Consider the following 12,926-nt stretch of genomic DNA (forward strand, 5'->3'; position numbering starts at 1 on the left):
AGCAGAAGCCCTACAGTAGGCGCAACAGGCACGGGTCGCAGTGGTCAATACGACCAGTCGTGCGCGCGGAAGCGGACAGGAAGTGATCAGATTGCAGCAGCTCGACGCCATTGACAGGCGAATCCTTGCCGCCCTGGACGAGGATCCCCGGCTGCCCATCATGGTCCTGTCGCAGCGGCTGGGCCTGGCCCGTGGAACTGTACAGTCCCGCCTGGAGCGGATGACGGCGTCGGGCGCCCTCCGGCCCAACAGCAGCCGGGTGCTGCCTGCGGCCCTGGGCCGGGGTGTTGCTGCTGCGGTCAGCGCCGAACTGGACCAGAGCCATCTCAACGAGGCCATCGCCGCGCTCCGTGAAATCCCCGAGGTGCTGGAATGCCACGCCCCTGCCGGCGATACGGACCTGCTGATCCGGGTGGTGGCCACGAGCCCCGATGACCTGTACCGGGTTTCCGAGGAGATCCGGCTCTGCCCGGGAATCGTGCGGACATCCACCAGCATGTTCCTGCGTGAGGTGATTCCCTACCGGACCACCGGTCTCCTAGAACACTGATTCGATCCGCCGGGGGCGGCGCGCCGATATTGCGCTAATCATTGGGGAAAACTGCGGATATTCCGGCGGCTGTCCTGCGATGGCTACGGTAGCCTGATTCCGCATCCGCCGCAGCGCTGGGCAAGCGGGGGATGCATTGTTCACTCAGGGTCTCCGCCGGGGGGTCGGTCTCAATTAGGAACTCAATGCGCTCTTTTTCCCGTTCAATCGCGTCGGTCACCGGTTTGCTGGTTCTCGCCGCGGGCCTCGTCTCGCTGCCCGCCGCCGCTACCGCGGCCACAGACCCTTCCGGAAGCGGCACGTCCCTGCCGGTCGAGTCCACTTCGGAGCACGAGCACCACGTCTACGAATCCGCAATGGGTGTACCCACGGATGGTCCGCGGGAAGGACTGGCCCTGCAGGCCGAGGCGGGCGGGACAGCGACGGCTCCTCTCTCGGTCAAGCTCGTCGTCGCCACCCTGGTGGACAACAAAGGCGTGGTTTCAATGACCCAGGCCGAAGCGGCGGTGGCGGCTTCCAGCAATTACTGGAAGGCGATGTCCGGCGGCCGCATCTCCATGACCGTGACCGAGCGGACAACGCATGCCTCCAAGACGGCCAGGTCGACGGACTCCTACTACGACATGATGGACAAGATCACCGCCGAGCTGAAGTGGGCCTACGCCACCAACAAGGCCCTGGTGGTTTTTGTCCCGACGTCCACGCTCGCCGGTGGTGCTTGGGGCTTCGGCTTCAGTAGCTCCGGCAACAGCGGCCGCGTGCTGATGCCGCAGATCAGCGGCGTCACCAACAGCGTGATGGCTCACGAGTTCGGACACGTGCTGGGATCCATGCACGCGGACGCCCTGCAGTGCGCCAGCGGTGTTTCCGACGTGGGCGTGACGAGCACCGGACAGTTCACCGACTCCTCCTGCTACATCCGGGAATACGGGGACAGCACGGACGTGATGGGGCTTTCCAGCTCGAGCATGCCGGTGATCAGCTCGCCCTTCTGGGACGCCAAGGGCCTGGGCGCTGCCACCGACATCCGCGACCTCGGCGTGGCCTCAGGCGTGAAGAGTTACACACTGAAGCCCTGGGGCGACACGAAGCAGGCCTACCGGGCAGTGAAGTTCACCGACCCGGTCAGCAGGGAGGTCTACTACCTGGAGCTCCGGCAGCCTGCCGGCTACGACACCTACCTGGCCAGCGGGCCTTCCGGCAACCGCGGCGTGAAGGTGGTCCAGCGCGGCGGCGCCACAGCCGCGTCCTCCCTGGTGCTGATGCCGTCCACCATTCCGTTCAGCGCGTCCTACGCCACCAACCACACCTGGCAGGCCGGGAGCACGTTCAGAACGCACGCGGGTACCCGGGTCACGGTCAACTCCGTCACGGCCACGTCGGCCACTGTGACCATCGACGCCGACCCTGCCCGGTACACCAAGATCCAGTTCTCCGCCGGCGACTTCAACGGCGACGGACGACCGGACCTGATCTCCCGCGAAGCGGACGGTTCGCTCCTGCTGCTCCCCGGCCTGGGCGGCAACAAGCTCGGAACGGCCGTGAAGATCGGCACGGGCTGGAACAGCTTCAACACCGTCTTCGGCAACGGTGACTTCAACGGCGACGGGAAAACGGACCTCATTGCCCGGACATCCAACGGAGATCTGTGGCTGTACCCCGGCAGTGGCACCGGCGGTTTCCTGGCCCGCAAGCAGATCGGGTCCGGCTGGGAGGGCTTCCTCCGCATCATCGCCCCCGGTGATTTCACCGGCGACAAGCGTGCCGACCTGCTGGCCATGCGCACCGACGGAACGCTGTGGCTGTACCCCGGCAACGGCACCGGAGGGTTCCTGGCTGTCACGCAGATCGGCTCCGGATGGAACGGCTTCACCGCCGTCACCGCGGCGGGAGGACTCGCCACGGGTCCCGGCCTGCTCGCCCGCTCCAGCACCGGGACGGTCTACCTGTACCCGGGCAACGGCACCGGCGGCTTCCTGGCCCGCCGGACCCTGGCCACAGGCTGGGGCAGCACCCAGCTGATCGCCGGCCAGGACTTCACCTCTGACGGGCTCACGGACGTCCTGTCTGCCAGCACCACCGGCGCGATCACCGCCTACGCGGGCAACGGCAGCGGCGGTTTCGCGACCAAGCTGAAGATCGGCAGCGGCTGGGGCGGCTTTAGCCAGGTCTGGGAAGCCGGCGATTTCGACGGCGACGGCAAACCCGACATCCTGGCCCGCACCACCCAGGGCGCCCTGCGGCTCTACCCCGGCAACGGCTCGGGCGGGTTCCGCACATCCCGGCAGATCGGCACCGGCTGGCAGGTCTTCGACCAGGTGGTGTCCGCCGGAAACTTCAACGGCGCCGGCGGTCCCGACCTCCTGGCCAGGAAGCCCGACGGCTCGCTGTGGCTCTACCCCACGACCGGAACGGGCGTCTTCCAGACCCCTAAGAAGGTTGGCCTGGGCTGGCAGGTCTTCGCCCGGTTCCTCGCCCCCGGCGATTTCTCCGGCGACGGGAAGACGGACGTCATCGGACAGACCACCGACGGCAAGCTGTTGCTGTACCCCGGCAACGGGACTGGCAGTTTCCTTGCCCCGAAGCAGATCGGCTCCGGCTGGGCAGGCTTCAGCCAGGTCATCGCGGCCAATGACTTCAGCGGTGACGGGAAGGCTGACCTGATGGCCGCTAAGACTGACGGCACGCTCTGGCTCTACCCCGGGAACGGCGCGTCCGGCTTCCTCGCCAGCAGCCAGCTGGGCACCGGCTGGAACGCCTACAAGTCCCTGGCCAGCGTGGGCCGCTTCGCCGGAACGGGCAACCCGAACGTCGTTTCCGTGTCGGCCGACGGAGCCCTCTGGCTCCACACCGGCACCGGGAAGGGCGCCTTCCAGAACGTCGTGCTGAACCCCCGCTGAGCAGGGGAGACAGTCCAGCGCGAGCGAACACTTGGGGCCCCTGATCCACACGGATCAGGGGCCCCAAGTGTTCTTTCGGCCTGTCGGCTACACCGGCGGCCCTGCGTTGGATTTCAGGTTCTTCATCACGAGTGTTGAGGTCAGCCGTTCCACCCCCGGCAGGACCGTCAGTTCGCTGTCGTAGAAGCGCTGGTAGGAGGGCAGGTCCGCAGCGATCACCTTCAGCAGGTAATCCGGGGAACCGAACAGCCGCTGCGCCTCCACGATGTTCGGGTTCTCCGCCACCCTGTTCTCGAAGATTTCCATGGTGGGGCGGTCCACCTGCCGGAGGGTCACGAACACAATCGCCTCAAAGCCAAGCCCGACGGCGGCCGGGTCAATGTCCGCCTTATAGCCGCGGATCACGCCGGACTGCTCGAGGTCGCGGAGCCGGCGGTGGCAAGGGGCCACGGTCAGCCCCACCTTCGAGGCCAGCGCCGTGGCAGTAATTCTGCCGTCCTCCTTGAGGTGCCGCAAAATACTTCTATCGATGTGGTCGATCACGCAAAAATCTTACTCCTGCAGCAGCGATCCGCGCGAAATTTGAAAGCACATCTGGCGCGGTTTTGCCTAGGCTTTTCATACCGCCAAACACGCAGGAGCCCGCCATGAATCCCCAGCTTTTCCTCGCCTTCATCGTGGTCGCGGCCGCTCTGGCCTGCACCCCGGGAGTGGACTGGGCCTACTCCATCACGGCCGGCCTCGGCCGCCGGAGTTTTGTGCCCGCGGTGGCCGGGCTGTGCAGCGGATACGTGCTGCACACGCTCCTCATGGTCGTGGGGCTGGCCGCAGTCCTGGCAAGCGTGCCGGGCCTGCTGGGCTGGATCACCGTGGCCGGCGCGCTCTACCTGCTGTGGCTGGGAACCGTCACCATCCGGTCGTGGCGCGGTGCGAGCTTCAGCTCAGCGGCCGCCGTCGGAAATCCGGGGCAGAACCAGCTCCGCTCCTTCCTGCAGGGGATGGGCACCAGCGGCATCAACCCCAAGGGGCTGCTGTTCTTCCTGGCCCTCGTGCCGCAGTTCGTCAGCGCTGATGCGCCATTGCCGGTGCCGGTGCAGTCCGGCCTGCTGGGCCTGACGTTCGTGCTGCTTGCGGCCCTCGTATACACGTGCGTGGCGCTGCTCTCGCGGAAGCTCCTGCAGTCCCGACCGAACGCGGCCCGCAGCGTCACGCTGGCCAGCGGGATCATCATGGTGGTCCTTGGCGCCGCGCTGCTGTCCGAACAGCTGCTTCCGGCCCTGCGGTTCGGCTGAGCCTGCGGCTCGCGTAAGCCGCGGGCTAAGCCGGCCCGCCCGGAAGCCGGGTCAGACTTTTTGCTCCATGAACCACTCGGTGAAGCTTGACGCCCGCCCGTCCGGATCGAGCCGGATGACCCACAGGTTCTCGTAGTTGGGCCGGTCATCAAGGTACGTGGTGCGGCCCTGCACAAACGCGAGGTCCCCGTCGGAGCCCAGCAGGGACCACTCGAACCTCCAGTCTTCGGGCTCGTCCGCCGAGCCGATCCAGCGTTCCACGATCTGTTCCCGGCCACGCCACGGGTCGGGGTCATAGGGCCGGGTGGCGTAGACGGCCTCCTCGGTGAAGAGGGCGCGGATGTCCTCCGGGTCATTCGTTTCCCACGCCGCGATGTACTTTTCCATCCACTGCCTGATTGCGTCAGTCATGGCTCCGTTGTAGCGCGGCCCCCTGCCGCCCACAAGAGGCTGCCGGTGCCGGCAACGCGAACGGCCTCAGTCGCCGCCGAACTGCTTCCACTTCTGTTCCCAGGCCCGGCGCGCCTCGATGTCCTTGCGGATGACTTCAAAGGTTTCGAGCTCTGCCTGCCTGCCGCGCTGCCATTCCCGCGGGTTGAGGGACTTCCGTCCGTTGTCCAGCAGCATCAGGGCCCGGTCCGTCAGGGCGTCGTTGCGCAGGGACATGCTGGTCTTCTGCCGGCGCAGAACTTCCTTCAGAGCCTGCTGGGCCTGGGCATGGGCGCCGAGCCGGCGCAGGGAACGCGCGCGCACCAGGAGCAGCGCCGCGGAGAGATCGTCGGCGTTCATCAGCCCCTCGGTCCAGACGACCACTTCCTGGTCCCGGCCGAGGTCGGCGGCGAGTGAACACCTCGCCAGCGCGGTGGGCAACGATGGCGGTAGCCGGACCAGCGTTTCAAGGGCCGCCTCGGTCTGCCCCGTTTCCCGGAGGGAATGCGAGAGTGCGAGGAACACCGACTCCTCGCTGAACAGCACCGGCACCACGATGCGTTCGGCCACCTCCACCCGGGTGACCACCCGCGTAAGGTAACTGGCGGCAAACTGGTTGGCCTCGTCGTCGTTCCTGATGGAAAGCCCCCGCTGCAGCAGCTCGGCGGCACGCAGGTAGCCGCCCTGCCTGTACGCGAGGAGGCCGGCCATCACGCAGCAGAGCCCGGCCCAGCCGGGATAAGCACGGCCGGCCGCGATGAGCCGGTTGGGGTCGGTGTTGAAGAAGATGGCGTCGTACACGGTCCTGGCCGCTTTTCCGGGCAGCAGCTTGAGCCGCGGGACGCTGCCGTCCACGCTGATCCGCCCGTCCCCGCCGCCGAGCATGCCGTGGATGAGTCCGCCCATGCCCTCGGCCATTTCGCGCACCGGGGTGCGGACCTTGCCCCCGCCGAATGGCGTGAGGTCACGCGTGTCGCGGTAGATCGGTCCTGGAAACTGCCCCGCGCTCATTCCTCCATGCTAATAGCGCGCGGGAACTAGGCCGAAGCGGCGCCCACCCACACGCCCACCAGCCAGGTGCTGGCGGCGAGGCAGGCCAGGCCAAACTCCGCGAGCATTCCCAGTCCGGTCGCCTTCAGGGCCGCCCAGCTGGAGGTCAGCGCTGCCCGGAAATGGCGCGTACGCAGGACTTCGCTGAGCAGCAGACCGGCAGCGAAGCCCACGAACAGCCCCACGACGGGAATGACGAACATGCCCGCAATGCCCAGCACAACCCCCACCGCGACGCTCCGGCTGGGAATCCGGTGCTCCTTCAGTTTGCGGCCGGCGAGGACAGCACTGGCCGCCATGCCTGCCAGCACGAACACCATGCCCACGGCGAAGACCACCCAGCCGGTCACGCCCTCACCGCCCCAGATTGCCCACGCCAGCAGGCCCAGGCCGATCAGGAAGCTGCCCGGCAGCACCGGGATAACAGTGCCGGCAACGCCAACCAGGATGGCCAGGCCGCACAGGACGGTCACGAGGGTTTGGGCATTCATGCCCCCAGTCTAGGGAACGGAGTTTGCCAGGAACGACGACGGCGGTGCCTCCCGCGCAGGGGAGGCACCGCCGTCGGACGTCAGTCAGCCCGTTCCCGGCAGCCGCTGCAGCCGCCGCCCTTTAGGTGGCTGCAGCCTTAGTTGGCTTCGGCTTCGGCGGCAGCGGCGACCGCGGCCGTGACGGCGGGCGCCACGCGGGGGTCCAGCGGGCTGGGCACGATGTAGGACGCGGACAGCTTGTCATCGGCCAGTTCGGCGATGGCGCGGGCTGCGGCAACCTTCATCGCGGGGGTGATGCGGCGCGCACCGGCGTCGAGCGCGCCGCGGAAGATGCCGGGGAACGCCAGGACGTTGTTGATCTGGTTCGGGAAGTCGCTGCGGCCGGTGGCCACTACCGCGGCGTATTTGGACGCGACCTCGGGCAGGACTTCCGGGTCCGGGTTGGACAGTGCGAACACGATGGAGCTGTGGTTCATCAGCTTCAGGTGCTCCTCGTCCAGCTTGGAGGAGGAGACGCCGACGAAGACGTCTGCGCCCAGCAGCGCCTCACCCGGACCGCCGGAGATGCCGCGCGGATTGCTGCGCTGCGCCATCTGGGCCTTCTTGCTGGCGGGGTCGGCGGCGATGTCGGCGCGCCCGGAGTTGATCACGCCGCGCGAATCCAGCAGGACCACGTCCTCGATGCCCGCCGTGAGCAGGATTTCGGCGATGGCGATGCCTGCGGCGCCGGCGCCGGAGATCACGACTCGGAGCTCCTCGAGCCCGCGGCCGGTGACCTTGGCGGCTCCGGTGAGCGCGGCGAGGACCACGACGGCGGTGCCGTGCTGGTCATCGTGCATGACGGGGCAGTCCAGGGCCTCGACGAGCTTCTCTTCCAGCTCGAAGCAGCGCGGGGCGGCGATGTCCTCGAGATTGACGGCGCCGAAGCTGGGGCGCAGCCGGACAAGGGTCTCCACGATCTCGTCCACGTCGGTGGTGTTCAGGACCAGCGGGATGGAGTCCAGCTCGCCGAAGGCCTTGAAGAGGGCGGACTTGCCCTCCATGACGGGCAGCGAGGCGCTGGCGCCAATGTTTCCCAGGCCGAGGACGGCCGTGCCGTCGCTGACGACGGCCACGAGGCGCTGGGCCCAGGTGTGGCTCTTGGCAAGCTCCGGGTCGGCGTGGATGGCGCGGCTGACCTGGGCAACGCCCGGCGTGTAGGCGATGGAAAGGTCGCGCTTGTTGCTGAGGGGAACGGTGCTGGCGATGGAAAGCTTGCCGCCCTCGTGGGCAGCGAAAATTTCCTGGTCAGTCAGCTCTGCGGCTGCACTGGTGTCAATCGGAGCAATGGTTTCAGTGGACACGTCGTTGTCTCCTGTGGCTAGCCGTGGGCGCACGGCACATTATGGCTCGAGCATTCGGGGCTCAAGATGGTCAGGTACGCGCTTTGCTGGCGGCCCAAGGGTGCGGGTTCCGCCGGAAAGCCTGGGGAGGTGCGGGGTACTGGCCACTCCGGTAGTGCCATATTAGACAGGACAAAGGCCCACTGGACGCCAGTTGGGACGGGCCTGGCCCGAAAACGGCTGATTTTCGGTCCGGCTGTGGCTTATGTCACCGTTTCTTGCGGCTTTTAAGACCGCCCGGTCTAGACCAGTTACGCGGTGTTCCGTGCCAGCCGGGGCGTGGGCATCAGCAGGGAGCAGGCCTTCTTGAGGTCCTCCTCGGCTTCAAACAGGGAAAGTCGGCGGCAGCGGACCGACTGGACTAGACCGGCGACCGTCAGCAGCAGGACCCGGGCCACAGCCGCGTCCCCGCAGACCGCCGTGACGGCGCGTTCCGCCAGGGAGTCGATCTCGCGCAGCAGGCCGGTGGTGTCCCGGTCCTTGATGTACACGCCCTGGCTGAGGCACTGCTCAACGGCAGGCTGCATGACGCGCATGTGGAAGATTTCCATGGCAACGCCGGAGAGTGCATGGATGCGGACGGCCCCGGTCCCCGTCTTCAGCTCACCGAGCTGGTGCCGGTAAAGGGCCAGCATCAGGTGCGTGGCGGAGGGAAAGTAGCGGTACAGGGTGCCGAGCGGAACGTTGGCCTGCGCAGCCACCTCGGAGAGGGTTACGGACTTGAGGCCCTTCCTCGCGAAGCCGGCGGCAACCTCCAGGATCCGGTTGTAGCGGCGCAGCTGCCGGGGAAGGGAGGGCGGGGCGGCCATGGGCGGAAGATCAGGCATAGAGTCAAGCATCATCAGTCCGGAGGTTGGGATTCCTGGTGCAGTCAGGAAGAGCCCCATTCCCGGTCCTGCCGCAATTCGCCCTCCACTATACGGCACCCACTCTTCGGGTTTCCTGGGAGCGGAAGCTCCCGGCGGGTGCTGACGGCTGCGTTCTCGCAGCGTCCCGGCCGGAAAAGCCCACAATGTCTGCGGCGCAGAGTAGTCTCATCTCACTGGTCTCGTCCGGCTCTTTTATTGGGCCATATTTCCGGTCTTGGTTCTGGTCTCGTTGGGGGAATTTTGGGGTCTCTTTCTGCTGTACTGTCATCGGCCTGCGCCGCCCGCGCGGGGCTGAGCCTGCGCGCGAAATGCCACAGGGGTCTGGGACTCCTTGTCGCGTTTGCCCTCGTGGCTCTCCTGCTGGTTCCGGCGTCACCTGCCGCAGCCGCCGATGAGCCTGTTCTGCTGTCCTTCGAGCGGACGTCTCCTGCGGTGCTGGAAGCCGGGGGCACGGTCAGCTTCAGCTTCACCACGTCGGTTCCGGTTAAGGGTGTTTCTGTCACGCTGCAGGATGTGGCCGGGCCGCAGTACGCCAGATGGATGTCGACCGATGGCGTCCTTTCCGGCACAGTGTCCGTCGTGGCCGCTGCCGACGCTTGGCCGAGCGGGCACGTCCAAGTCAGCACTATCGGCCTGGACCTCGTTTCCGGCATTGACCAGTGGTATAACCGCGACGGCAGGACCGTGCCGGCGGGCATGACCCTTGCGCCTGCATTTGGTTCCCTCGCTCTGCGGGACTTCGAAACATCCAATCCGGGGCTCGTGTTCCAGGATCCCCGGCTGACCCATCTGAGTCCGGCGACGGCAGGGCCTTTCATCCCGGGACAGACCGCAAGCGTGAATTTTTCACTGGCCCAGGGTGCCAAGGAAGTGCTGCTGGTCTACACGAGTTCCGTGGACACCTCCCAGCAGGTGCTGACCTGGCAGGGAACGGCGTCCCCGGGCCCCTTCAGCGCCACGGCGTCAGCCCCGGTCACACCAGAGTGGACGTCCGGAGGGTATGAAATCGACTATGTGCGGGTGACCTACCTCGGCGGCCGCGGAGTCACCCACTATTTCCGCGACGGCCAAATTTCGCGGATTCCCGTCTATGCGCCGGTACCCTCAGTGCCACTCGCGCCTCTCGCCGGCGGCAACTTCAGTGTCAGTAATCCTGCGAAGGCCCTCAAGGCCATGCACAACACCGTGCCGCCCACGGTCACCGGACCTGCCGCGACAGGCACCCGGCTGTCCGCCGAACCAGGGACCTGGGATGCAGATACTCCCCCGAGCTTCACATACCAGTGGCTGCGCAACGGGGTCGCCATCTCAGGGGCCACCGATAGCGATTATTACTACAACAGCACTGTCGACGGCGGCCAGAAGATGTCGGTGCGCGTTACCGCCCGGGCTTCCGGGTACCAGCCGGCAATAGCAACAAGCAGCGCCGCGGGTCCCATCCCGCGCTACATCGAAGCACAGCCCCCGGGAATCGTCGGGGATTCCTCAATCGGCGGCACGCTGCGGGTTGTTCCAGGCTACTCACGTGTCATCCCCGCCGGCGGCAGCCTCTCATACTCCTACGTCTGGAAGCGGAACGGCGCTCCGATACCTGGTGCAACCCGGGCAGGCTACGTCCTCACACCGGCCGACAAGGGCAAGACCATCACGGTCGGTGTGACGGTCACCTACGATGCTGCCACGCGCGCTGTCGTCACGGGAAAGCTGGGTTCTGTCATCGCCAACAAGCCGAAGGCTCGCGGCTTCAACGCAGACGGCACCACGGACTTCTTCGCCCGCGACGCCGCCGGCAACCTGTACCTGTACCCCACCAATGGGAAGGGCAGCTGGCTGCCGCGCCAGAAGGTCGGTACGGGCTGGCACGGGTTCGACAAGCTAATGGCCCCCGGAGACTTCAACGGCGATTTCAACAATGACGTGATGGCCCGCGACCGCTCCGGGCGGCTGTTCCTGTACCCCGGCAACGGAAAGGGCGGCTGGCTGACAAAGACCCTGATCGGAGCCGGTTGGGGCGGATTCAGGGACATCATCGCGCCGGGCGACTTCAGCGGGGACGGCAACAACGACATCATCGCCCGCGACAGCGCCAACCGGATCTGGCTTTACCCGGGCAATGGCCGCGGCGGCTGGCTGGCCAAGTCAGTCATCGACACCGGCTGGGAGGAGATCGGTCCGATCGCAGCTTCGGCCAAGCTCTCCGGCTTCAACGAGGTTGACGTCATCGGCCGCGACAGCTTCGGCTACCTCCGGCTCTTCCCCGGCAACGGCAAGGGGCAGTTTGCTCTCGATGCGCCGAACACGTACTTCCAGATCGGGCAGGGCTGGGGCGGGGTGCGCCGTTTTGATGCCGCTGGTGATTTCAACGGCGACGGCGACGAGGACATCTGGGGAATCAACGGCGCCGGAGCCCTCACCATGTACTACGGCAATGGAAGATATGTATCCACCCACGGACTGGACTACAGCTCAGAATTTAAGGGGAATGCCGTCGTCGGCACCGGATGGGGCGGCTTCACGGCGGTGTTCTAACCGGTTGCAGGCTTGTAGAGCTAGGCGACGCCCTTGATCTTCACCACGAACACCGCGCCCAGCAGGCCGATGACGGCGGCTGCTACGTAGAGAGACACGTAGCCGCCCCAGAGAGTGACGAACGGCCACGCGAGCACCGGGGCGATGACCTGCGGCAGGGAGCTGGCGATATTGATGATTCCAAGGTCCTTGCCCCGCTCGGCTGCGTTGGGGAGCACCTGGGTGATGAGCGCGAAGTCCACGGCGAGGTACGCGCCGAACCCGATGCCCAGCACGCACGCGCCGATGATGCCGCCCGTCCACGTGGGCGCGAAGGCGAGGATCAGCGATGCCAGGGCAATGATCGCGGACGAGGCGATCACCAAAGGCTTGCGTTTGCCCGTCCTGTCGCTGAGCCTGCCACCCACCACGCTGCTGATGATCACGAACACGGCGTACAGCCCGGTCAGGACCAGCACGCCGAAGGCGGGCTCGAGGCCTGTGGTCTCCTTCAGGCGCACGGCGTCCGCCAGGAAAAACAGCAGGTACAGGGTGACCATGTGGTTGCCGATGTTGACCAGCAGCCGGGTGGTCCAGGCCCAGGCGAAGTCCGGGTGCCGCAGCGGCCTGATGAACCCGAGCAGGAAGCCCGCCCAGTTCATTGGCTGGGCAGCCCCTGCCGGGAGGGGGTCGTCGTCGCTCTTGATCAGGTACATCACGACGCCGGCCACGAGTGCCGTCGCACAGATGATGTAGCCCAGCACGAAGTTTCCGCTCACGACGGCGGCAATCACCGCACCGGCCAGGATCCCGGCCGTCTGCCCCATCGCCGCCAGCCCACCCACAGTCGCGCGCTGCGGGACGGGGACGCGGTCCGGAACGGCGGCGAAGATCGCGGCATAGGCGCCGTTGCAGCCTGCCTGGACCAGGCACCACAGCAGCGTCATCACCGCCACGTTCGGCGCGCCCGCGAGGCCCACCAGCGCCGCGGCACCCAGAACGGCGCCCGCCAGCACCCAGGGCACCCGACGGCCAAACCGGGACGTAGTGCGGTCGCTGAAGGCGCCAAACAGCGGATTCGCCACCAGCGACACCGCTGCGCCGGCACCGGTGACCAGGGCGAGGATGGCTTCCTTCTGCCCGGGGTCAAAATGTTCCGCCTGCTGTCCGAGGAGCACCTGGATGGGGCCGAAAAATGCCGCGTTGATGCCGAGGTTGACCAGCACCACGCCCGTGATCCAGAGCGGCCTGACGCGTTCCGTCGGTTCAGCGAGCGCGGCGGAGCGCCGGGTGCCCACCAGGCCGGGGTCGGGTACCGCACCGGGTATGTCGGACAGGCTCATAGCGGTCTCCCCTTGGAACGTCATGATGATGAAATCAGACTATCGTGGGCATCAACCGCAACGCGGGGTCATTTAGCGCCCAATTCGGGCGTTACATTGGGCGCTAAATGAC

Annotated in this window: 11 protein-coding genes; 4 read left to right on the plus strand and 7 right to left on the minus strand. The window is 66.6% G+C overall.

All coding sequences use genetic code 11. The features are described 5' to 3' along the window. The first annotated feature begins 91 nt into the window (after window positions 1-91). Window positions 92-550 carry an Lrp/AsnC family transcriptional regulator gene (locus tag ACFTR6_RS12260; RefSeq protein ID WP_172411669.1) on the plus strand — a complete coding sequence of 153 codons (459 nt, stop codon included), beginning with the start codon at window positions 92-94 and terminating at the stop codon, window positions 548-550. Window positions 551-735: 185 nt separating this feature from the next. Next, complete coding sequence (locus tag ACFTR6_RS12265; RefSeq protein ID WP_377958120.1) at window positions 736-3,450, plus strand: FG-GAP repeat domain-containing protein; 2,715 nt, start codon at window positions 736-738, stop codon at window positions 3,448-3,450. An 87-nt stretch (window positions 3,451-3,537) separates the two neighbouring features. Here the strand turns inward: ACFTR6_RS12265 and ACFTR6_RS12270 are convergent, their stop codons facing one another. Continuing rightward, complete coding sequence (locus tag ACFTR6_RS12270; protein WP_087872818.1) at window positions 3,538-3,993, minus strand: Lrp/AsnC family transcriptional regulator; 456 nt, start codon at window positions 3,991-3,993, stop codon at window positions 3,538-3,540. Window positions 3,994-4,097: 104 nt separating this feature from the next. On the opposite strand from ACFTR6_RS12270, the gene ACFTR6_RS12275 reads away from it, so the two are divergent. Further along, window positions 4,098-4,742 carry a LysE family translocator gene (locus ACFTR6_RS12275; RefSeq protein ID WP_087872817.1) on the plus strand — a complete coding sequence of 215 codons (645 nt, stop codon included), beginning with the start codon at window positions 4,098-4,100 and terminating at the stop codon, window positions 4,740-4,742. Between the two features lie 51 nt (window positions 4,743-4,793). Here the strand turns inward: ACFTR6_RS12275 and ACFTR6_RS12280 are convergent, their stop codons facing one another. The 5 genes from ACFTR6_RS12280 to ACFTR6_RS12300 form a co-directional block, all read right to left on the minus strand. Further along, window positions 4,794-5,153 (minus strand): nuclear transport factor 2 family protein, encoded by a 360-nt coding sequence (locus ACFTR6_RS12280; RefSeq protein WP_076799581.1) that lies wholly within the window; start codon window positions 5,151-5,153, stop codon window positions 4,794-4,796. A gap of 66 nt (window positions 5,154-5,219) precedes the next feature. Beyond that, window positions 5,220-6,182, minus strand: a complete 963-nt coding sequence (locus ACFTR6_RS12285) for a lipopolysaccharide assembly protein LapB (protein ID WP_087872815.1) — start codon at window positions 6,180-6,182, stop codon at window positions 5,220-5,222. Window positions 6,183-6,208: 26 nt separating this feature from the next. After that, the gene (locus ACFTR6_RS12290) at window positions 6,209-6,712 is read right to left on the minus strand and encodes a DUF456 domain-containing protein (protein ID WP_076799579.1); all 504 of its coding nucleotides are present in this window, start codon (window positions 6,710-6,712) and stop codon (window positions 6,209-6,211) included. Window positions 6,713-6,849: 137 nt separating this feature from the next. Beyond that, window positions 6,850-8,055 (minus strand): NADP-dependent malic enzyme, encoded by a 1,206-nt coding sequence (locus ACFTR6_RS12295; protein ID WP_377958121.1) that lies wholly within the window; start codon window positions 8,053-8,055, stop codon window positions 6,850-6,852. 290 nt (window positions 8,056-8,345) lie between these two features. Continuing rightward, window positions 8,346-8,921 (minus strand): TetR/AcrR family transcriptional regulator, encoded by a 576-nt coding sequence (locus ACFTR6_RS12300; RefSeq protein ID WP_236783178.1) that lies wholly within the window; start codon window positions 8,919-8,921, stop codon window positions 8,346-8,348. A 390-nt stretch (window positions 8,922-9,311) separates the two neighbouring features. Here ACFTR6_RS12300 and ACFTR6_RS12305 point away from each other — a divergent pair, with 390 nt between their 5' ends. Then, window positions 9,312-11,492 carry an FG-GAP-like repeat-containing protein gene (locus ACFTR6_RS12305; protein ID WP_377958122.1) on the plus strand — a complete coding sequence of 727 codons (2,181 nt, stop codon included), beginning with the start codon at window positions 9,312-9,314 and terminating at the stop codon, window positions 11,490-11,492. Window positions 11,493-11,512: 20 nt separating this feature from the next. Here the strand turns inward: ACFTR6_RS12305 and ACFTR6_RS12310 are convergent, their stop codons facing one another. Beyond that, window positions 11,513-12,814, minus strand: a complete 1,302-nt coding sequence (locus ACFTR6_RS12310; protein WP_377958123.1) for an MFS transporter — start codon at window positions 12,812-12,814, stop codon at window positions 11,513-11,515. Window positions 12,815-12,926: the final 112 nt, after the last annotated feature.

Origin of the sequence: Arthrobacter sp. NPDC057009 (assembly GCF_042673905.1) — a bacterium.
Taxonomy (GTDB): Bacteria; Actinomycetota; Actinomycetes; order Actinomycetales; family Micrococcaceae; genus Arthrobacter.